General features: G+C 67.6%; 18 protein-coding genes. 5 read left to right on the plus strand and 13 right to left on the minus strand.

Translation table 11 applies throughout. The features are described 5' to 3' along the window. Window positions 1–32: 32 nt before the first annotated feature. The 6 genes from KW836_RS18435 to KW836_RS18460 all read right to left on the minus strand — a co-directional run bounded on the left by KW836_RS18435 (window position 33) and on the right by KW836_RS18460 (window position 6,062). On the minus strand, window positions 33–800 hold the full coding sequence (locus tag KW836_RS18435) for an ABC transporter ATP-binding protein (RefSeq protein WP_218344337.1): 768 nt from the start codon (window positions 798–800) through the stop codon (window positions 33–35). Continuing rightward, window positions 797–2,674 carry an ABC transporter permease gene (locus tag KW836_RS18440; protein ID WP_175139357.1) on the minus strand — a complete coding sequence of 626 codons (1,878 nt, stop codon included), beginning with the start codon at window positions 2,672–2,674 and terminating at the stop codon, window positions 797–799. The genes KW836_RS18435 and KW836_RS18440 overlap by 4 nt, the downstream gene beginning before the upstream one ends. Beyond that, window positions 2,674–3,909: an ABC transporter substrate-binding protein gene (locus tag KW836_RS18445; RefSeq protein WP_175139356.1), complete on the minus strand. Its 1,236-nt coding sequence runs from the start codon at window positions 3,907–3,909 to the stop codon at window positions 2,674–2,676. The genes KW836_RS18440 and KW836_RS18445 overlap by 1 nt, the downstream gene beginning before the upstream one ends. 185 nt (window positions 3,910–4,094) lie before the next feature. Then, window positions 4,095–4,262 carry a 50S ribosomal protein L33 gene (gene rpmG / locus KW836_RS18450; protein ID WP_003810296.1) on the minus strand — a complete coding sequence of 56 codons (168 nt, stop codon included), beginning with the start codon at window positions 4,260–4,262 and terminating at the stop codon, window positions 4,095–4,097. A 37-nt stretch (window positions 4,263–4,299) separates the two neighbouring features. After that, on the minus strand, window positions 4,300–4,536 hold the full coding sequence (gene rpmB, locus KW836_RS18455; protein WP_076515521.1) for a 50S ribosomal protein L28: 237 nt from the start codon (window positions 4,534–4,536) through the stop codon (window positions 4,300–4,302). Between the two features lie 326 nt (window positions 4,537–4,862). Beyond that, window positions 4,863–6,062 (minus strand): Bcr/CflA family multidrug efflux MFS transporter, encoded by a 1,200-nt coding sequence (locus KW836_RS18460; protein WP_218344338.1) that lies wholly within the window; start codon window positions 6,060–6,062, stop codon window positions 4,863–4,865. 157 nt (window positions 6,063–6,219) lie between these two features. Here KW836_RS18460 and KW836_RS18465 point away from each other — a divergent pair, with 157 nt between their 5' ends. The 3 genes from KW836_RS18465 to KW836_RS18475 all read left to right on the plus strand — a co-directional run bounded on the left by KW836_RS18465 (window position 6,220) and on the right by KW836_RS18475 (window position 9,592). Beyond that, entirely contained in the window at window positions 6,220–7,488 is a 1,269-nt protein-coding gene (locus tag KW836_RS18465) for a class I SAM-dependent methyltransferase (RefSeq protein WP_218344339.1), read from the plus strand. A 119-nt stretch (window positions 7,489–7,607) separates the two neighbouring features. Further along, window positions 7,608–9,260, plus strand: a complete 1,653-nt coding sequence (locus KW836_RS18470; RefSeq protein WP_218344340.1) for an FAD-dependent oxidoreductase — start codon at window positions 7,608–7,610, stop codon at window positions 9,258–9,260. After that, window positions 9,257–9,592 (plus strand): 4Fe-4S dicluster domain-containing protein, encoded by a 336-nt coding sequence (locus KW836_RS18475; RefSeq protein ID WP_218344341.1) that lies wholly within the window; start codon window positions 9,257–9,259, stop codon window positions 9,590–9,592. Before KW836_RS18470 ends, KW836_RS18475 begins: the two co-directional genes overlap by 4 nt. A gap of 52 nt (window positions 9,593–9,644) precedes the next feature. On the opposite strand, the gene KW836_RS18480 is transcribed toward KW836_RS18475, so the two are convergent. The 5 genes from KW836_RS18480 to KW836_RS18500 form a co-directional block, all read right to left on the minus strand. After that, the gene (locus KW836_RS18480; RefSeq protein ID WP_218344342.1) at window positions 9,645–11,042 is read right to left on the minus strand and encodes an FAD/NAD(P)-binding protein; all 1,398 of its coding nucleotides are present in this window, start codon (window positions 11,040–11,042) and stop codon (window positions 9,645–9,647) included. Between the two features lie 68 nt (window positions 11,043–11,110). Next, window positions 11,111–12,808 carry an amidohydrolase gene (locus tag KW836_RS18485; protein WP_218344343.1) on the minus strand — a complete coding sequence of 566 codons (1,698 nt, stop codon included), beginning with the start codon at window positions 12,806–12,808 and terminating at the stop codon, window positions 11,111–11,113. Between the two features lies 1 nt (window position 12,809). Then, window positions 12,810–13,724: an ABC transporter permease gene (locus KW836_RS18490; protein ID WP_218344344.1), complete on the minus strand. Its 915-nt coding sequence runs from the start codon at window positions 13,722–13,724 to the stop codon at window positions 12,810–12,812. Beyond that, entirely contained in the window at window positions 13,721–14,491 is a 771-nt protein-coding gene (locus tag KW836_RS18495; protein WP_218344345.1) for an ABC transporter ATP-binding protein, read from the minus strand. Before KW836_RS18495 ends, KW836_RS18490 begins: the two co-directional genes overlap by 4 nt. Window positions 14,492–14,495: 4 nt before the next feature. Beyond that, entirely contained in the window at window positions 14,496–15,536 is a 1,041-nt protein-coding gene (locus KW836_RS18500) for an ABC transporter substrate-binding protein (RefSeq protein ID WP_218344346.1), read from the minus strand. A 294-nt stretch (window positions 15,537–15,830) separates the two neighbouring features. On the opposite strand from KW836_RS18500, the gene KW836_RS18505 reads away from it, so the two are divergent. Then, window positions 15,831–16,856: an ABC transporter substrate-binding protein gene (locus KW836_RS18505; RefSeq protein ID WP_218344347.1), complete on the plus strand. Its 1,026-nt coding sequence runs from the start codon at window positions 15,831–15,833 to the stop codon at window positions 16,854–16,856. A 4-nt stretch (window positions 16,857–16,860) separates the two neighbouring features. On the opposite strand, the gene KW836_RS18510 is transcribed toward KW836_RS18505, so the two are convergent. Both KW836_RS18510 and KW836_RS18515 read right to left on the minus strand, forming a co-directional pair. After that, window positions 16,861–18,030, minus strand: a complete 1,170-nt coding sequence (locus KW836_RS18510; RefSeq protein WP_218344348.1) for a CaiB/BaiF CoA-transferase family protein — start codon at window positions 18,028–18,030, stop codon at window positions 16,861–16,863. After that, complete coding sequence (locus KW836_RS18515) at window positions 18,027–19,349, minus strand: acyl-CoA thioester hydrolase/BAAT C-terminal domain-containing protein (protein ID WP_218344349.1); 1,323 nt, start codon at window positions 19,347–19,349, stop codon at window positions 18,027–18,029. Before KW836_RS18515 ends, KW836_RS18510 begins: the two co-directional genes overlap by 4 nt. Window positions 19,350–19,580: 231 nt before the next feature. Here KW836_RS18515 and KW836_RS18520 point away from each other — a divergent pair, with 231 nt between their 5' ends. Then, window positions 19,581–20,387 carry an ABC transporter ATP-binding protein gene (locus tag KW836_RS18520; protein WP_218344350.1) on the plus strand — a complete coding sequence of 269 codons (807 nt, stop codon included), beginning with the start codon at window positions 19,581–19,583 and terminating at the stop codon, window positions 20,385–20,387. The last annotated feature ends 2 nt before the right edge of the window (window positions 20,388–20,389 follow it).

Raw genomic sequence — 20,389 nt, forward strand, 5'->3', positions numbered from 1 at the left:
GCGGCCCTGACGGTCCGCGGCCCGCGTTGACGTCAGGCGCCTTGCGGCGCCTCGGTGCCCAGATAAGCGGCCTTGACCCGCTCGTCAGCCGCGATGGCGGCGGGAGCGCCTTCGGCCAGCAGGCCGCCGCGCACCAGCACCGCGATGCGATCTGCGTGCTTGAACACGACGTCCAGGCTGTGTTCCGTGAACAGGACGGCAAGGCGTTGCGTGTCCGCCAGTTGGCGGGTCAGGCGCATTAGCGCGTGGCGCTCGTTGGTGGCCATGCCGGCTGTGGGCTCGTCCATCAGCAACAGACGCGGCTGGTGCGCCAACGCCATCGCAAGCTCCACTCGTTTGACGTCGCCATAGGCCAGCGTGCCGCAGGCGTCGTCAGCCTTGTCCGCCATCTGCACTTGCGACAGCAGGGTCCTGGCTTCATCAACGGCATGGCGGGCGGCGCGCCGCCAAGGGTTAAAAAGCAGCCGGTCGCGGGACAGTAGGGCCGTCTGCACGTTTTCAAGCACGGTCATGGACCGGAACGTGGCCGCGGTCTGGAAGCTGCGGCCCACGCCCAGCCGGCAGATCTTGCCGGCCGACAGGCCAACAAGCTCCTGCCCGTCCAGCCGAACCGAACCCGAATCCGGGCGCAGCTGCCCGCCCAGCACGTTGAAGCATGTCGACTTGCCCGCGCCGTTCGGGCCGATCAAGGCCAGCATGTGTCCGGCGTGCAGGTCGAACGACACGTCGGCCAGCGCGTCGATGCCGCCGAAGGATTTGCGCAGGTTGCGCACCTGCAGCAGGGGAACTGCCGTCGTCATGCGGACCTCCTGCGCAGGCGGGCCGCCGCGCCGGCCAGCCCTTCGGGGAAGGCCATGACCAGCGCCAGGATGGCCAGGCCCAGCACCGCGTGCCAGTATTCGGTGCTGCGCGCCGCAGCATCCTGCAGCCAGGTGTACGACGCCGCGCCAACGAGCGGACCGGCCAGCGTCTGGATGCCGCCCAGCAGCACCATGACCAGCCCGTCCACCGAGCGGCTCACCGCCAGCACGTCGGGCGCGATGCTGCCCTTGGAAAATGCGTAGAGCGATCCGGCCAGGCCCGCCGCGAACGAGGCGGCCACAAATCCGGCCCACTGGATGCGGCGCGTGTCCATGCCAAGCGCTTCGGCGCGCAAGGCCGAATCGCGCACGCCGCGCAGCGCAAAGCCCAGCGGGGAAAACGCCAGCCGCCGCAGCCACCAGACCCCGGCCGCGCACAGCACCAGCGACAGGTAATAGAACCACGGTCCTTGCGAGAGCCATGCCGAGGGCCACAAGCCGGTCAGCCCGTTGCTGCCGCCGGTCACGTCATCCCATTGATAGGTGAGTGCCCACAGGATCTGCGCGACGGCCAGCGTCAGCATGGCCAGGTACACGCCGGACAGGCGCACACAGAACCAGCCGAACACCAGCGCGCCAAGGGCTGCGGCGAACGGGCCGAGCAGCAGCGCCGCTTCCATGGGGATGGCGGCCAGTTTCAGCAGCAACGCGGCGCCGTAGGCGCCCAGCCCGAACCACGCGGCGTGGCCGAACGAGGTCATGCCCGCCAGTCCGGTCAGAAAGTGCAGGCTGGCGGCAAACAGCGCGGCGATCAGGATCTCGGTCATCAGGATGCTGAGATAGGGCCAGTACAGCGTGGCGACGGGCACCAGCGCCAACAGAACCAGCAGCACGGCGTAGGCCAGACGCAGCCGAGGCCCAGCGGGGGCGATGGGGCGTTCGGGCGGACCGGCGTGCGAGGCCGGCGCGGGCGGCTTGCCCATCAGGCCCCAAGGCCGCACGACCAGCACCACGGCCATCACCGCGAATTCAGCCAGCAGCGTGAGCTTGGACAGGTTGAATACCCAGGGGCCGATGGCGACCTGGCCCAGGAACACGAACAGCGCCTTGACCGAGCAGATCAGGACGGCCGCCAGGAACGCGCCCGGTATCGATCCGAGCCCGCCCACGACCACCACCACGAAGGCGCTGGCGATGATCTCCAGGTCCAGGCCCAGCGTGGCGGGCACGCGCGGCGCGGCCAGCGCGCCGCCCAGGCCGGCAAGGAAGGCGCCCAGCGTGAAGGCCGACGTGAACAGCCAGGCCTGGTTCACGCCAAGGGCCGCGAGCATCGTGCGGTTTTCAGCGGCGGCGCGCAGCAACCGGCCCCAGCGCGTGCGCATGAGCAGCAGCCACAGCAGGCCCAGCACGATGGGACCGGCGGCGATCAGCAGCAGGTCGTATTCGGGGTAGCGCCGGCCCAGAATTTGCACGGCGCCCGACAGGCCTGGCGCGCGGGCGGAGAAGAGGTCTTCGGGACCCCAGACCGCCAGGGCCACGTCGCCGATGATGAGGACCAGCGCGAAAGTGGCCAGCAACTGGAAGAGTTCGGGGGCGCGGTACAGGCGCTTGAGCACCAGCAATTCGGCCGCGGCGCCGATCAGGCCGGTGGCCAGCGCCGCCAGCAGCAGCCCGAACCAGTAGCCCGCGCCGCCGCCGAAGTGGCTGGTGAAGGTCCAGGCCAGATACACGCCCAGCATGTAGAACGAGCCGTGCGCGAAGTTGACCACGCGCGTCACGCCAAAGATCAGCGACAGCCCGGCGGCGACCAGAAACAGCGCGCTGGCGTCGGCCAGGCCATTGAGTAGCTGCAGCAGCAGCCCGGATACATTCATCAGCGGGCAGGCGCCGGCCGCATCTTGCGCACCTGCTCGTCAGGCGGTTGCAGGCGGGCGCCGTCGATGTAGGCGAAATCCTTCATGATGCCCTTGCCGTCTTCGACCGCCGTCACGCCCACATAGACGCCCATCGTCGATTGATGGTCGATCTTGCGGTACTGGATGGGACCATAGGGCGTGTCCACCTTCAGGCCGGCAAAGGCGTCGACGAGCTTTTCCGTGTCGACGGAACCGGCGGCCTTCAGGCCCTGCGCAATGGACATCAGCGACGCATAGCCGACGACGGAACCGACCTTGGGCGTCTCGTTGAAGCGCTTTTTGTAGGCTTCGACGAAGGTCTTGTTGGCCGGGGTGTCGATGGCGTACCAGGGGTAGCCGGTGACGATCCAGCCGGTAGGCGTGTCGGCGCCCAGCGGTTCCAGGTACTCGGGTTCGCCGGACAAGAGCGACACGACGGGCATGTTTTCAAACAGGCCGCGCGTGTTGCCTTCGCGCACGAAGCGGGTCAGATCGGCGGCGAACAGCACGTTGAAGATGGCGTCGGGCTTGGCGTCGGCCAATGCCTGCACGACCGCGCCGGCATCCACCTTGCCCAGCGGCACGGCCTGTTCGGCGACGAATTCGACGTCGGACTGGAACGACTGCATCATGGCCTTGAACGTGGCCACGGCGGATTGGCCGTATTCGTAATTGGGATAGACGATGGCCCAGCGCTTCTTGCGCAGCGCGAGCGCCTTAGGGGCCAGCGCCGCCACGTGCATCCAGGTGGATGGACGCAGGCGGTAGGTATAGCGGTTGCCTTCCTGCCAGGTGATCTTGTCGGTCAACGGCTCAGCGGCCAGGAAGAACACCTCTTGCTGCTTGGCGAAGTCGGTCAGTGCGAGACCCGTGTTGGAAAGAAAGCCGCCGAACAGCAGCTCGACTTTTTCGCGCGCCAGCAGTTCCTGCGCGGCGCGGACCGAGTCGCCGGGGTTGCCGTTATCGTCGCGCGAGATGACCTCAAGCTTTCTGCCCAGCACGCCGCCCGCGGCGTTGACTTCTTCAAGCGCCAACTGCCAACCCTTCTTGTACGGGCCCAGAAAGGCGGGAATGGCCTTGTAGCTGTTGATCTCGCCGATGCGGATGGGCGGTTCCTTGTCTTTCGCGGCGGCGGGGGCGGCCGGCGCCAGCGCCAGGGCGATGAGGGCGGGCGCAACGGCGCGGCGCAGCAGGGTGAGGCAGGGACGGATCATGGCGGGTTATCGCAGCGTTGAATGAATCGGGCCCCTGCGCGCGCCTGGGGCGCCGCGGGTGCGGCCTAATTGAAACATGGCCTTCAGCGCGGCGGCAAATGGCGGTGGAAAACGAATGGCACGAAAATAACGGCAATAAAAAAGGCCCTGCATGACAGGGCCTTTTTTGCGGGATACCGGCTGAATTACTTCAGCTTGGTTTCCTTGTAGTCGACGTGCTTGCGAGCGACCGGATCAAATTTCTTGATCAGCATCTTCTCGGGCATGTTGCGCTTGTTCTTGGTGGTCGTGTAGAAATGACCCGTGCCGGCGGTCGACTCGAGTTTGATCTTTTCGCGGATACCTTTGGCCATGTCGTGCTCCTAGTATGTAGATTGGCGGGGCGGCCGATTAGGCCAGTTCGCCGCGGGCACGCATGTCGGCCAGCACGGCTTCGATGCCGTTCTTGTCGATCGTGCGGATGGCCTTGGCCGAAACACGCAGGCGAACCCAGCGGTTTTCGCTTTCAACCCAGAACCGGCGCGATTGCAGGTTGGGCAGGAAGCGGCGCTTGGTCTTGTTGTTCGCGTGCGAAACATTGTTGCCCACCATCGGGCCTTTGCCGGTCACTTGGCATACGCGTGCCATGGATGCACCTCTTTAGTGTCGTTCTTGCCGCGCATCGCTTCGGGGGGTAGACGGGGGTTTAGCCGCCGGGCTGTGTGGGCTGCGCTGTGCGCTGCCTTGGCCGGCCACCCAGTCTTAGTGGATGAGGGGGAAAGTGATTTCACCCCAGTGCTTATACCCGCTGCCTGCCACCCGCTTGAATTCACGCTTGAATTCACGCTTTTATTCACAACACGCGGTTGGGGGTCAGAGTGCTGAACTACAAAGCATAGTAGTCCGGCACGGGAAACTTCATGTGAAGACCGCGATTCTAATACGGAATTCTTAAATAAATCAAGCCAAAGGGGCTAGGACGTGTGCGAACGCGCCACACGGCCGGCCGTCCAGGACAGGCAGGCGCAGGCCGCCAGGGTGGTCGTCAGGGGCAGGGCGGTGTCGGCCTGCCAGGCGCTGACGGCAAAACCCGCCAGGGCGCCGCACGACAATTGAAGCGTCCCCAATAGCGCCGACGCCGCGCCCAGGCGCTTGCCTTGGTCGGACAGCGCGAGCGCCGCCGAGTTGGGGTTCACGAAGCCCTGGCTGCCCATGTAGGCGATCAGGCACAGCATCAGCAGCGGCAGCGTCATCAGACCGGCCAGTGTCAGGGCGACGGCGGCGAGGCTGGCGCAGGCCAGCGTCACCAGCGCGCGGCGCTGCAGTTGTCGCGGCGTGTGGGTGCGCAGCAGGCGGGCGCTGATCTGCGAGCAGATGATGAGCGACAGCGCATTGGTGCCGAACAGCAGGCCGTAGTACTGCGGCGGCACGCCGTAGAGTTCGATGAAGACGCGCGGCGAACCGATGATGTACGCAAACATGCCCGCCTGCCCGAACCCGCCCGCCAGGCTGTGCGCCATGAAGCCGCGGTGCGCGAAGAGGCCGCGGTAGTTCTGCAGGATGGTGCTCCAGCGCAGCGGCACCACGCGGTCCGGCGTGAGCGATTCCTTCATGATCATGATGACTGCGGCCATCAGCATCGCACCGCCCGCCAGCATCACCCAGAACAGGCTGCGCCACGAGGTGATGGCCAGCAGCTGGCCGCCGATCAGCGGCGCGAGGATGGGTGCGAGGCCCATGATGAGCATCAGCAGCGACATCGCGCGCGCGGCTTCATGGGTTTCGTAATGGTCGCGGATGACCGCGCGCGGGATCACGATGCCGGCCGCGCCGCCCATGGCCTGCACGACGCGCCAGCCGGTCAGGGCTTCGACCGAACCCGACAGCGCGCACCCCAGCGAGGCGATCATGAACAGCGTCAGGCCCACCAGCAGCGGCGGCTTGCGGCCGTAGCGGTCCGCCATCGGGCCGTAGAACACCTGCGCCAGCGCCAGGCCGATCAGGTACGCCGCCAGCGTGCGTTCGACATCGCCGCGGGCCACGCCAAGGTTCGCCGCGATCGTGGGGAACGCGGGCAGATACATGTCGATGGCGAACGGGCCGATGGCCGTCAGCGCGCCCATGAGAATGAGCCAACCGGGCAGGCTGCTGCGGGATGTTTGCATTGGGGGCATGTAGATCGCGGTAAAACGCAGGGACAGGGCGCGTGGCAGTGCAGAGGCTGTATTGGCCGCGCCAAGCCGGGGACTTTATCATGGGCGGGCTTACAGGAAGATTGCTGGCATTTTCCGTTAGCGTCCCTGGTGTCCCTATGCATCCGGAGGATAAGCCGTGAATCCTTTGCTATCTGTCGTGGAGCGCAAACTTCAGGCCTTGCCTGTTTCCGTTCAGCTTGTGCTGCCCGATGGCGCCGTGCTCGGCCCATCCGACCCGCGCGTGCGGTTCGTGACGCATGACAAGACCGCGTTGGCGCATCTGGCCGAAGGGGCCGTTGGCGTGCTGGGCCAGGACTATGTCGAAGGCCGCATCGATATCGAGGGTAGCATGCGCGATGTGATGGCGGCGGCCGCGGCGCTGCTGCCCGGCTCTCCGATGGACGCGGCGCGCGGCGGCTGGCTGACGGACCTGGTGCGCAAGGTGATGTCGGTGTGGCGCCATTCCATCGAGCGCGACGCCCGGCAGATCGAATTTCACTACGACCTGTCCGACGACTTCTACGCGCTGTGGCTGGATCCGCGCCGCGTGTATTCCTGCGCATACTTCCGCGAACCGGGCATGACGCTCGCGCAGGCGCAGGAAGCCAAACTGGATCTCATCTGCCGCAAGCTGCGCCTGGCGTCGGGCGAGCGCTTCCTGGATGTGGGCGCGGGGTGGGGCGGGCTGCTGCTGTGGGCGGCCGAACACTATGGCGTGGACGCCACCGGCATCACGCTGTCGCGCAACCAGCATGCGCACGTCAGCCGGCTGATCGGGGAAAAAGGCCTGTCAGATCGCGTGCGCATCGAACTGCTGGACTACCGCAAGCTGGACGCGTCGCAGCCCTACGACAAGATTGCGTCGGTGGGCATGTTCGAGCACGTGGGCCGCGCGCAACTGGAAAGCTACTTCGCCACGCTGCGCCGCCTGCTCAAGCCGGGCGGGCTCATCATGAACCACGGCATCACCGCCGCCGGCGTGGATAACGCGGAACTCGGCAACGGCATGGGCGAGTTCATCGAGAAGTACATCTTCCCGGGCGGCGAGCTGACGCACGTCAGCGTCGTGATGCAGACATTGGCCAACGGCGGCTTGGAAGACCTGGACGTGGAGAACCTGCGTCCGCACTATGCGCGCACGCTGTGGGCGTGGAGCGATCGGCTGGAAGCGCGGTTGCCGGACGCGGCGCGCATTCTGGGCGCGGACCAGGGCGAGCGCTCACTGCGCGCCTACCGGCTGTATCTGGCCGGTTGCGCGATGGCCTTCGAGCATGGGTGGATCGCGCTGCATCAGATTCTTGCGCAGCATCCCGCGACGGGGCGCGCGGATGAACTGGATTTTCCCGCCGATCTGTCATATCCGTGGCGGCGGGACTATATGTACGGAGACCCGCCCGGGCAGTGATGGCCGGACAAAGCGCATCACCCCGGTGATTTGCAAATCGCCGATCCGTCGTTCGTGACGGCGGACTGGCGGCATACCATCGAACCTTCCTATTGCAAGCAATCACAGCAGGGGGTTCCATGTCCGGCAAACACGCGGCGCCGCAAGGCAGCGCCAATTCGGGCTACGAGGCGGATGTGCTGGTCATCGGCGGCGGCCCCGCCGGGACGTGGGCCGCGGTCTGCGCCGCCCAGGCCGGCGCAAGCGTCATCCTGGCGGACAAAGGCTATTGCGGTTCGTCCGGCGCCACGGCGGCGGCCGGCACCGCGGTCTGGTATGTTGATCCGGATCCGCAGAAGCGCGCCGCCGCGATGGCCAGCCGCTACGACATGGGCGGCCGCCTCGCGGACCATGGCTGGATGGGCCGTGTGCTGGACCGGACGTGGGACGGCATCAATACCCTGGCGGACTGGGGCTATCCCTTTCCGGTGGATGCCGACGGCGTGTCGCGGCGCAATTCGCTGCAAGGCCCGGAATACATGCGGCTAATGCGCAAGCAGGTCAAGCAGGCCGGCGGCAAAATTCTCGATCATCACCCAGTGCTGGAGCTGCTGCGCGATGAGCACGGCGCGGTCGCTGGCGCGGCGGGCGTGGACCGGCAGCGGGGCGGCGCGTGGACCGTGCGAGCGGGAGCGGTCGTCATCGCCACCGGCGGTTGCGCCTTTCTGAGCCGGGCGCTGGGCTGCAACGTGCTGACCGGCGACGGCCTGCTGATGGCGGCCGAACTGGGCGCGGAGCTGTCGGGCATGGAGTTCTCCAACGCCTACGGCATCGCGCCGGAATTCGGCTCGGTGACCAAGACGCTGTTCTACAACTGGGCGACCTTCACCGACATTGATGGCGTGCCGATACCCGGCGCGGCGTCCAAGGGCGGGCGCTCGGTCATCGCGCGCGAACTGCTGCGTCAGAAGGTCTACGCACGCCTGGATCAGGCGGACGAGCCCACGCGGCAGGCGATGCGCGCAGCGCAACCGAATTTCTTCCTGCCGTTCGACCGCAGCGGCATCGACCCGTTTACGCAGCGTTTTCCCGTGACGCTTCGGCTGGAGGGCACCGTGCGCGGCACGGGCGGCCTGCGGCTGGCAGGGCCGGATTGCTCGACCACTGTGCCGGGGCTGTATGCCGCCGGCGACGCGGCGACGCGCGAGCTTATCTGCGGCGGCTTCACCGGGGGCGGCAGCCATAACGCCGCCTGGGCCATCTCGTCCGGATCCTGGGCGGGCGCCGGCGCCGCCATCCACGCGATGGCCGCGCGCGGCCGCGGACGCACCGCCATCGCCGCCGGCGCCGCGGGCCTGCGCGGAAACGGCGCGCGCGCCGTGGATGCGGCCGCGCTGGTCAAGGCGGTGCAGGACGAGGTCATGCCGTTTGAGCGGAACTACTTCAGGACGGCGGACGTGCTGGAGCCTTCGGTCGCCCGACTGGACACGCAGTGGCACGCCTTGCGTTCGGCGGCGCCTGTGGCTGCGGCGGATCTGCTGGCCACGCGGGAAGCGGCGGCCATGCTGGCCACCTCGCGCTGGATGTACCGCAGCGCGCTGGCCCGCCGCGAGACACGCGGCATGCACAAGCGCTACGACTTCCTGGAGCAGGACGCCGCGCAATACCATCACTTGAGCGCCGGCGGGCTGGACGAGGTGTGGGTGCAGCCTCGTGCGTTGGACGGGGCCGGGGGCCAATCCGCGACGCAGTTTGTGCCGCAATCCGCACCGCAGACGAGGCTGGCGGCATGATCGAACTCATCAGCGACAGCCGTTGCACGGGCTGCAACATCTGCGTCCGCGTGTGCCCGGTCAATGTGTTCGACATCGTGGAAGGCGCCGCGCCGGTCATCGCGCGCCAGGATGCCTGTCAGACCTGCTTCATGTGCGAAGCCTGGTGCCCCGAGGACGCCATGTACGTGTCGCCCCAGGCCGATGCGCCTGCGCCGGTGGCCGAAGACGAACTGGTTCGCGCGGGCCTGCTGGGCAGCTATCGGCGTCAGATCGGCTGGAACCGCGAATCGCGCGATCTGCGCGCGGCTGACCAGTCGTTCAAGCTGCTGGGGGGCGGGCCGGGACGATAGCGCGCTGGCCCGGAGGCTTGGGCCGGTAGTCCCGCAAGTCAGGCCGTTGTCATCAACGCGGTCCATCCCGCAGCAGGCGTTCCGCCAGACGCGCAGCCAGGGGCGCCGCCCGCGCGCGCAGGGCCGGCACCGAGGTCACTTCCCAGAACACGCCACGCGTAGGCAGTCCCAGCGCGAACAGGGCTGGGGTCTGTCGTCCCTTTGTGGCCGGGACTTCTCCTTCTGCCGTCACGTGCAGCCCCAATCCCAGATCGTTGATCCGAGCGTGGCCGTCGCGCAGCAGGTTCGCGATCAATGGGTCGTCGCGCAGCGCGATGCGTTCGTCGGGACCGGTCGCGTTGATGACCCAGTCCGCCGAAATGGTTGCTGACGGCTGGCCTGCGCGTTGCAGCGTGACGTGCAGCCGCTCGTCCCGCGCGGCGGCCGACGCGATGCGCGCCGCCGTCCGGCGCAGCTGGCCGCTGTCTTGCGAGGCCTGCAGATGCGCAAGGGCCGCCGGATCTGCGCGTTGCCGGAACACCATCCAGTACGGGCGTACATGCCGCAGAAAGCGCGCACGGTCGACAAGTGTCAGGCCGTCCCACAGCACGTCCGCCTGGCGCAGCACGGCATCCATGGTGGGCTGCCACGGGCGGGAAGCGGCCAGATCGGTCCCGATGGCGCCGCGCACCGTGCGGTAGAGGTCGTGAAGGGCTGGTGGATCGCGGGACGGATCGAACAGGAAGGGGCGCGGCGCGGCCGGGTGAGTGGGCATGGTCTCGGGCTGCGGAAGCAAGGCGCGACGTGAAACCAGATGGATGCGGCCGCAATGGCCCGTGTGCAGCAGTTCCAGCACGACGTCCACACCGCTGGCGCCCGATCCGGCCACCAGGACCGCATCGTGCTTGCCGATGCGAGACAGCGACCGTGCAAGCCACGGATTGCCGATGCTGCGCGGATGGTTCGCCAAGCCCGGCAGCGCACGCGGCAGCGCGTTGCCCTGGCACAGCGCCACGGCGTGGGCGTCGTGCCGTTGGCCGTTGTCCAGCAGCAGCTCCCAGCGCGCGACGCCGCCCGGCTTGACCCGAAGCCCTTGTATTTGGGCGGTCACAAGCTGGACATGGCCGGCGCGCACTGCGTCGAACAGGTGCGACGACAGCCATTCGCCGTATACGGCGCGCTCGACATACCGGTGGCCATGCGACTGCACCGTGCCGCCATCACGGTCGGCCAGCCATTGCAGAAAGCCGTCGGCGTCGTCCGCATGCCAGCCGCCCATCTTGTGCGCCGGCACGTTCAGGCGGTGCCAGGGCGAGGTGGCGCTATAGGCCGCGCCGCGGCCGAAAGCGCCCGCGCCGTCGTAGAGCGTCACGCGGATGCCGTGCAAACGGGTCAGGTGCAGGGCGAGCAGCGTGCCCGCAGCGCCGCCGCCGACGATCGCCACCGGCGAAGTCGAGGCAGGCGAAGTCAAAGAGGATCGAATCGAAGCCGACGAAATTGAAGCCATCGCGATCAAAGCCGGTAACCCCGATGCCGGCATCACGATGAAACCGCGTCCGGCCCGCCGTGCACGATGTGCCCGCCCACGATGGTCATCGTGCAGCGAACTTCCCGCCACGCCGCGGCCGGCAACTCGATCGGGTCCTGATCCAGCACCGCCAGGTCCGCGGCAAATCCCGGCGCGAGCGGGCCCTTCCAGTCTTCGTCGAAACTCAGCCGGGCGCCGGCCATGGTGAACGCGCGCAGCGCCGCGCGGGCCGTCAGCGTCTGCCCGGCGCCAATGACGCGCCCCGTCAACCGCTCCTGCCGAACGCCGGCGACCCACAGCGTGTGAAACGGATCATAGGGAATGTTGTCGGTCGCCAGCGACACGTCCAGCCCCAGCGCCAGCATCTCGGCATGCGGCACCACGCTTTCACCGCCATCTGGTTCGTCCAGGTACGCCGCACCGCCTTTCCACAGGAAATACGTGGGAATGGTCGTGACCAGCACGTCCAGCGCCTTGAGCGCCTTCAGGTCGTCGATGCGCGAGCGGGCGATGTGCTGGACGACCCAGCGGCGGCCGGCCAGCGGGAACCGGGCATTGACCTCGCGCAGCACTGGAACGACCTCGTGCAGCTTGTCGGAGACGATGACGTTGACGCGCAGGTCATGTTCGGCAGCCAGCAGGCACAGCGCCCGGAAATCCGATGGCGTGACCGCCTGTTCGACGAAGCCGGACCAGCCGGTGTCGGGCAGGTTGGCACGTGCGCAGCAGGCCACGACGGGATCGCCGCCATACGCGATATGGATGCCGCTGACCCGAAACCACGGGTCGCCCAGTCCGCGCCCGCGCGCGGTGGCCAGCCAGTCGCGCATGGCGCGCGCCGCTTCGGCCAGGTCGCTCCACGCCGGGCTGACGACCAGCGTGGATCGCATGGTCAGCTCGCCGTCTTCCCACAGCTTGCGATAGACCGAGATGGTCTCGGGCGCGCAGCCGTGGCCTTCATAGATGCTGGTGGTTCCCTTGGCGTGATAAAGCCGCTGCGAGATGCGCAGGCCCTTCAGTCGATCTGCAAAGCCAAAGCGCGGCACGTCGGGCAGCAGGTCGAATTCGACGGCGGGGCGGGCATTGCGCTCGACGATGCTGCCATCCAGTTCTCCGGCGGCATCGCGGCCCAGTTCGATGCCGCTGCAGCGCGGCTGCGATGCCGGCGTCAGGCCATTGCGCGCCAGCGCAAGGCTGTTGAGCGCGCCGCTGCCGGGCGGCTTGCCCCAATTGCCGAAGGGCGCGGGGATGTAGACGGGGTGGTCGGGCGCCGCGGCGTCCAGTTCCTGCCGGCTGGGCAGCCGGCCTTCCGCCAACTGCGCCGCGCCGCCGAAGAAATAGGGCGGCGTGCCCACCGGCATGGTGACGATGTAGTCGCCGCGCGGCGTCGACCGCGCGTGCTCGCGCACCACCTGCAACACGTCTGCCACGCTGCGCGCGTGCGCCAGCGAGGGGCGCAGGGTCTTTAGCCCCTCGCGCTCCATGTGGGCATGGCTGTCGTTGATGCCGGGGATTACGGTCGCGCCCTGCAGGTCCAGCACCTGCGTATTGCCGTCGGCCAGCGCGAGGGCGTCCTCGTCATAGGCGGCGACCCGGCCGTTTGACAGCGCGATGGCATGGGCCGACGGGCGGGCGTCATGAAACGTGTGGATGCGCGCATTGCGCAGCACCACCGTCCGGGGTTCGGCCCGCTTGTGTGGAAGGCTCATGTCAGGAGGCGCTTTGATACCAGGGAAAGAGCCGCCGCGCCGCCCACACGAACAGTCGATCGGCCAGGAAGCCGAACGTGCCCAGCAGCACCAGGCCAATGAACATGATCTCCACCTGAAATAGCTGATGGCCCAGCGACATCATGTAGGCGATGCCTCGGGTCGAACCCGATAGCTCGGCCGCCACCAGCACGATCAGCGACACGGCGATGGCCTGCCGCACCCCGGCCAGGATGAAGGGCAGGGCGGCGGGCAGGATGACGAGAAAGAGCGTGCGCAGCCTGCCCGCGCCCAACGCCGCCGCGGAACGCAGGTAGACGATGTTGGTGTCGCGCACGCCGATGAAGGTGGTGATCCAGATGGGAAAGAACGCACCCCAGGCGATCAGCGCGATCTTGGGCAGCTCGCCGATGCCGAACCACAGCACCGCCAGCGGAACGACCGCCAGCGACGGCACTGAGCGAAAGCCATGCAGCACGGGTTCGCTCAGGTGATGCAGGAACGCGATGCGCGCCGTCAGGATGCCGGCGGTGATGCCGAGGACCAGCGCGATGGCAAATCCTGCCGCGGCCCGCGTGAGGCTGGCGGTGATGTGCCCGGCCAACTCGCCCGATTCGATCAGCGGCAACGCGGCCTGCAGCACGCGTGACGGCGGTGGAAAGAGCGCCGGGTTCATCCACGAGAAGACGTGCGGGATGGCTTCCCACCCCAACAGGAACAGCGCGATGCCGGCCAGGTTCAACAGCAGCCGGCGGCGGCGCCGGGCGCGTTCGGATCGCGCATGCGCCTGTTGAAAGCGGTCGGCCAGTTCGGCACGCGCGGGCGGCGCATCGCCGCTGGCCGTGTGATCGCCTCGCACGGGAACATCGGCGGTAATTTCGGCCACGGACTCGCGGCGCAGGGTCAATGAAGTCATGCTGCCTGCCTTTGGGCGCCGGCCGCCAGCGCGACCTCGATCCGGTTGTAGTGTTGAGCGAATTCAATGGACCCGCGCTGCCGCGGGTAGTCCAGGCCAATGCGGATGTCGTCGCTGATCGTGCCCGGATGCGGCGCCATGACGACGACGCGTTGCGCCAGGAAGATCGCTTCGTCGATGTTGTGGGTGACGAACACCACCGACACGCCGGTCTCCTGCCACAGCCGCAGCAGGTCCTTTTGCAGCGCGGCGCGGGTCATCGCGTCGACGGCGGCGAACGGCTCGTCCATCAGCAGGACTTTCGGTTCGACAACCAGGGACCGCGCCACCGCAATGCGCTGGCGCATGCCGCCGGATAGTTCGTGCGGATAGCGGTCCGCGGACGCGGCCAAACCCACGCGCTCCAGCGCCGCCAGCGCGCGGTGGCGGCGCTGCGGTGCGGCCACCGATTGTGCGCGCAGGCCGAATTCCACGTTCTGCCGGGCGGTCATCCACGGAAAGAGGGCATATTCCTGGAACACCACGCCGCGTTCGGGACCGGGGCGTTCGACCTGTTCGCCATGGAACCGGACCGCGCCGTCGGTGGGCTGCAGAAAGCCTGCCAGTAGGTGCAGCAGCGTCGTCTTGCCGCAGCCCGACGGGCCGATCAGGCACGTGAATTCGCCGGCCGCCAGGTCCAGCGACACCTCGTGCAGCGCCTGCGCGGGCGCCTTGCCGCGCGTGGCAAAGAACTGCGACACGCGCTGGAATTCGATCAGGGCGCCCATGCCATCAGGCCAGTTTGACGCGGTCGGGCGCGGCGGCCGACAGCGGCGCGTCCTTGATCGCGGCGCGGAACAGCGCGCGCAGGTCGCCGGCGGGCGCGGGCGCCAGCTTGGCGTCGATGGCCCACTTGGCCTGGTTCACCAGATCGTCCACAAAGCTGTCGTCGAATCCCACCTTGAACTCGAACACCGAGGTGGCCTGCTTGACCTCCGCGGGCGTGCTGCGGATGCGCGTGGCGATCAGATCTGGCCACGCCGGATCCTGCGCAATGCGCTTTTCGGCATCGAGCAGCGCGCCGATGGCGTCCTTGATCAGCGCCTGGCGCGTATCCAGCGTGTTCTGGTTGACCAGCAGCAACTGGTGGCTGCGGAAGAATTTCTCGTAGCCGTCCTGCGTCAGGAAGAACGCCTTGCCGCCGCTTTGGCGCAGCGCCGCGTTGCCGGCCTGCGCGGTCCAGGAAAACGCGTCGATGTCGCCGCGCACCAGCGCGCCGATGAGATCGGTGGGCGCCAGATTCACCTGCGTGATGTCGCTGGCGGACAGCTTTGCGAACTCCAGGTATTTGGCCAGCGCATACTGGCCCGACGTGCCGGCGGGCGTGCCGATCTTCTTGCCCTTCAGGCTGGCGGGCTTGTCGGCGGCGATGCCGCTGCCTTCACGCGCAACGATCTTCATGTCGTACGAGTAGCGGCTGAAGTTGGCCAGGATGCCGGGCTTGAGTCCCTGCAACACGGCAAAGACCAGCGGCGTATCCGTGGTGGTGGAGAAGTTCGCCGAGCCGGCCAGCAGGGCCTGCATCGAGTCCCGTCCGGTCGGAAAATCCAGCACCTTCAGATCCACGTTGCGCGCCTTCCAGTAGCCCGCGCTTTCGGCGACGAACGGCAGGGCCCATGTGTAGCCCGCGCTGCCGGAGGCCAGCGTGGCCTGCTCGCGGGATTGGGCGAACGTCACGCCGGGCAGCGCGCCAGCGGCCGCCACCGAGCCGATATGGAACAACAGACGCCGGCGCGCGGCGTCGATGGAAGGCAGCTTCTTGTACGAACTCATGATTCCAAACCCCGATATGCATGTGAAATAGCTTGGGGTCATGCTACGGAGCGAAGGCTGCGCCGACAAAGAATATCTGGACATATGCTTGTTTCCTTCGGCCGCGCTGGGGCTTGCGGCATGGGCTTTGCGGCTGCGCTGAACGGCGTGCCATCGACGCTATTTGGATAGCAGAAATAGTTCGTTCCTCCGCCGCGCGCGCGTTGCTAGGATCGCCGGTCAACCTACGTTGCCACCCTACATCGCGAATGGCGCGGTGTGGCGAACCCATTGGCCCAAGGAGCCCGCGACCTCATGTCCATCAATCCCTTTCCCCTGCGGCGCTTTGCAGCGACCTCGGCGCTGGCCTTCGCAACGCTAGTCGCGGCCGCTGCACCGGCGCATGCCGAAGGCACATTGCGCGTGGCGCAGCAGTTCGGCATCGCGTATCTGATCCTTGATGTAGTCAAAGACCAGAAGCTGATCGAGAAGCACGGCAGGCAGGCCGGCGTGGATATCAAGGTGGAATGGGCGCAGATTTCCGGTGCGTCGGCCATGAACGAGGCGCTGCTGGCGGGCGCGCTGGACATGGTGTCGGCCGGCGTGCCGCCTGCGCTGGTGCTGTGGGATCGCACGCGCGGCAAGCAGAACGTGAAGCTGGTGGCGGCGCTGGGGTCGTTGCCCAACTATTTGCTGAGCAACAATCCGGCAGTGAAGACGCTGGATGACTTTGGCGCCAAGGATCGCATCGCAGTGCCGGCCGCGGGCGTCGGATTCCAGTCGCGCACCCTGCAGATCGAAGCGGCCAAGCGTTATGGCAAGGACAACTTCAAGCGCTTCGACGATATTTCCATCAGCCTGCCGCATCCGGATGCGACCACCGCGCTGATCTCCGGCGGCCTGGAAGTGAACGCGCATTTTTCCAGCGCGCCGTTCTACTACCAGGCGCTGGAGCGCAATCCGGCGGTGCACAAGGTGATCAGTTCGTACGACATCCTGGGCGGACCCGCGACGTTCAACGTGCTGTACACCACCCAGAAATTCCACGACGCCAATCCCAAGACCTATCAGGCGTTCTACGCTGCGCTGGCGGAGGCTGCGGCGTGGATTCCCGGCCACAAGGACGAGGCCGCCGCGATCTTCATCCGCCAGCAGAATTCCAAGCTCCCGGTCGATTTTGTGAAGAAGATCCTGGACGATCCCGAAAACCAGTTCACGATCACGCCGCAGCAGACCAAGGTGTATGCCGACAAGCTGCGCGAGATCGGCGTGCTGCAAGGGCAGGCCGACAGCTGGAAGGATTACTTCTTCGCGCCGGCCCACGCCACGGCGGGTAGCTGAGGGTCTAGTCGAGCAAGCCCTGCGCCTGCGCGCGCTCAAGCGCGGCGGGCGGCAGCCAGCGGCCCAGCGCAGCCAGCGCCGACGTGCCGCGCAATGGCGCCGCGACCGGCGCGATCGGCGGCGCCTTGTTGCGGCTCAAGCGCGGCGCGGGCGCAGGTTGGGCAATGCCGTCAACCTCGATAAACGTGCCGCGCGCGCGCAAGTGCGGGTGATTCGGGGCTTCGTCAAAATTCAGCACCGGCGCAAAGCACGCATCGGCTCCTTCCAGCCGCGCGGTCCATTCGTCGCGCGAGCGGGCGGCAAAGGCTTGCGCCAGCTGCTCGCGCAACGCCGGCCAGCGGGCGCGGTCGGATTGCCAACCGGCCAGCTCCGGCGGCAGTTCCAACAGCGTCAGTAGTTGCTTGAAGAACTTGGCCTCCAACGGGCCAATGGAAACATAGCGGCCATCACGGCAGGCGTACACGTCGTAGAAGGGCGCGCCCGAGTCGATCAGGTTGGTGCCGCGTTCGGCCCGCCACACGCCCGCCGCAGCCAGCCCGTGAAAAGCGGTGGACAGGGACGCCACGCCGTCGACCATGGCCGCGTCCACGACTTGTCCCAGACCGCTGCGCGCGCGTTCGATCAGCGCGGCCAGGATGCCCAGCGCCAGATACAACCCGCCGCCCGCGAAGTCGCCAAGGAGCGCCAGCGGCGGCGTGGGCGGCTGGCCCTGCCGGCCGATCGCGTCAAGGGCGCCGGTGATGGCCAGGTAGTTGATGTCGTGTCCCGCCGACTGGGCGAGCGGCCCGGACTGTCCCCAGCCCGTGACCCGGCCATAGACCAGGCGTGGATTGCGCGCGAGGCACGCGTCCGGCCCCAAGCCCAGCCGTTCCATCACGCCGGGACGGAAGCCTTCGATGAGGGCGTCGGCGCTTTCCACGAGGTCCAGCACCAGCGCCGCGGATGCCGGCCGCTTGAGGTCCAGTTCAATCGACGTGCGGTTTCGCAGCAGCAGGTTGAAGCGCGGTTCGCGCTGGATGCCTTGCTCGACGGGATCCCGACGCTGGATGCGCAGGACCGTCGCGCCCATGTCGGCCAGCAGCATCGCCGCCATCGGCGCCGGACCGATGCCTTCCAATTCAATGACGGTCACGCCCGCCAGTGCGCCCGCGCCGGGCGCCTGCTGCGCGCTCATGCGGTGGCTGCGGTGCGTTCAGCGACCGCGGCCGCCAGAAAGCGCTGCACCGCCGCCCACGAGTCCGCGTTGGCGCGCGCGTTGGCGGCCGCGTCGCCGCCGCCGGTCAACACGATGCTGGACACCGCATGCGCGCGCGAAATCTCGGTGGTGGGCACGCCGGGCGCCTGCAGGGCGTGCCCGGCGTCGGGATAGTCCAGGTGCGCCACGGCGTGCGGATGGCCGGCCGCTTGCAGGGCTTGTGCCACGTCGGCGGCGTACCGGGTCGATGGCCAATAGCCGTCGTCGCCCGCGGACAGCACCAGGACCGGACCCGCTATCCGTTCCACCGGAATGCGGGCGCGCGCGACGGCGGCCGCATCCTGCTGGGCGTTCACGAACGCCTGCGCCTGGCGGCGGGGCTCGGGCAGGCTGTCGACGAGGCCCCAATCCTGCGCGGCGTTGTTCTCCCAGACGTGCGCCAGCGGCTGGCCCGCCTGCGTCCAGGCGGGACCGAAGCGGCCCGTGCCCGGCTTGCCCGCGTTCAACACGCCATGTACGACCGAGCTGGGTACGTAGGCGATCACCGCCGATACGGCCTGCGGATACAGGCTGCCCAGCAGCAGCGCCAGTTCGCCGCCGCGCGAATGGCCACTGACGGCGATGAAGTTTTCAACAGGCCTGACCGTCGCGCGCAGCCATTGCAGCGCGCGCTCGAAGTATTCCAGCGGAATTTCGGAAAGGTAGTCAGGCAAGCCGGGCGCGCCGAAGTAGCCCAGCGCCAGCGCGGCATAGCCGCGCGACGCAAAGAGCGCGGCCCGTGCTTCGTTGATGCCGCCGCCTGATCCGTTCAGCACGACGATGGCCGGATGCGGGCCGGGACCGGCGGGGGTATACAGCACGCCCACCAGCCCGTCCTCGTTCAAGGGCTGCCGCGTGACGCCGCTGTCGACGTGGCGCTGTCCGAAATGGGCTGCCGCGTGATTGCCGTGCGTGTCGCTGGCCGAGGCGCGTACAGGGATGACGCCGTCCGCGCCCTCGGGAGCGGGCAGGTCCTCGGTGTCGCCAGCATCGCCGGCATGCGCCGGGGACTGCGACCAGATCGGACCCTGGCCGTCGGCGATGCGGTAGCCGCCGGATACGGGCGCTTGGCCGGACACGTCGACGGTCCCCGCCGCATCGGCAAGGTAAGTGTTGCGGCTGCGCCAGACCGCGCCGTCAAGCTGGCGCGAAGTCAGCGTCAGGGTCACGGCGGAGTGCGGCTGAAAGCCATCCAGCGAGAAAACGCGGGGCACGTCGATCAACGCGGCGGCGGGGGTGACGGCAAGACGGGCTGGCATGCTTCGAGTATCCAATTGGGGCGTGAAAGCCCCTGAACATAGGTGCGCAACATTCCGCTGGCTACGAAGATTTCCGCATGCCGATAGCCGGTTTTCACCTAAGGACTGCACGCCATTTGCAGATGGGAAATCGTTCGTTCCCATGCATGTGCATGACGCATAAGCTGCGAGGCATGATGTCGTTTCGCCCCAAGCCCGGCGTGCAAGGCATCGTCATCAACCGTGCCTTTCATGACCGATCTGTCCGCCATCCATCACGTCCATCGCATATCTCCCGAGCGCCAGCCCGCGTCCGCCGCCATCTCGCTGCGTAAGGTGTCCAAGCGCTTTGCGCGCCGCAACGACACGCCGCTGCAGGTGCTCGAGGGCATCGACCTGGACATACCGCATGGCCAGGTGGTCGCCATACTGGGTGCGTCAGGCTGCGGCAAGAGCACGCTGCTCAATCTGATTGCGGGGCTGGCTCATCCTGACGAGGGCAACATCCTGGTGGAAGGCGCCAGCACGGCGGCGTACGCCGACTGGCGCGCGGTGGGCTATCTGTTCCAGGACGACCGGCTGCTGCCGTGGCGCACCGCGCGGGACAACGTCTGCTTCGGCCTGGAGGCCACGCGCTTGCCACGCGCCGAACGCCAGGCGCGGGCGCTGGCCGCGCTGGAATCAGTGGGGCTGGCCGGTTTTGGGTCGGCCTACCCGCATGAGTTGTCCGGCGGCATGCGCAGCCGCGTGGCCCTGGCGCGCAGTCTGGTGAACGAGCCGCGCATTCTGCTGCTGGATGAACCGTTCTCCAAGCTGGACCCCGGCACCCGCGCGCAGATGCACGCCGAGCTGCTGGAAATCCAGGCAAGCCGCGGCATGACCGTGGTGTTTGTGACGCATGACGTCGAGGAAGCGGTGGTGCTGGCCGATCAGGTGGTAATTCTGCGGCCGCGGCCCGGCCGCATCCGCGAGATCGCGCCCGTGACGCTGACCAGGCCGCGCGCGCCGTCGCAACCCGAGGTCGCCGAGCTGATCCGTCAGTTGCGCGTGCGGGTGTAGCG

It is taken from the genome of Achromobacter sp. ACM05, from assembly GCF_019218915.1.
Taxonomy (GTDB): domain Bacteria; phylum Pseudomonadota; class Gammaproteobacteria; order Burkholderiales; family Burkholderiaceae_B; genus Achromobacter; species Achromobacter animicus.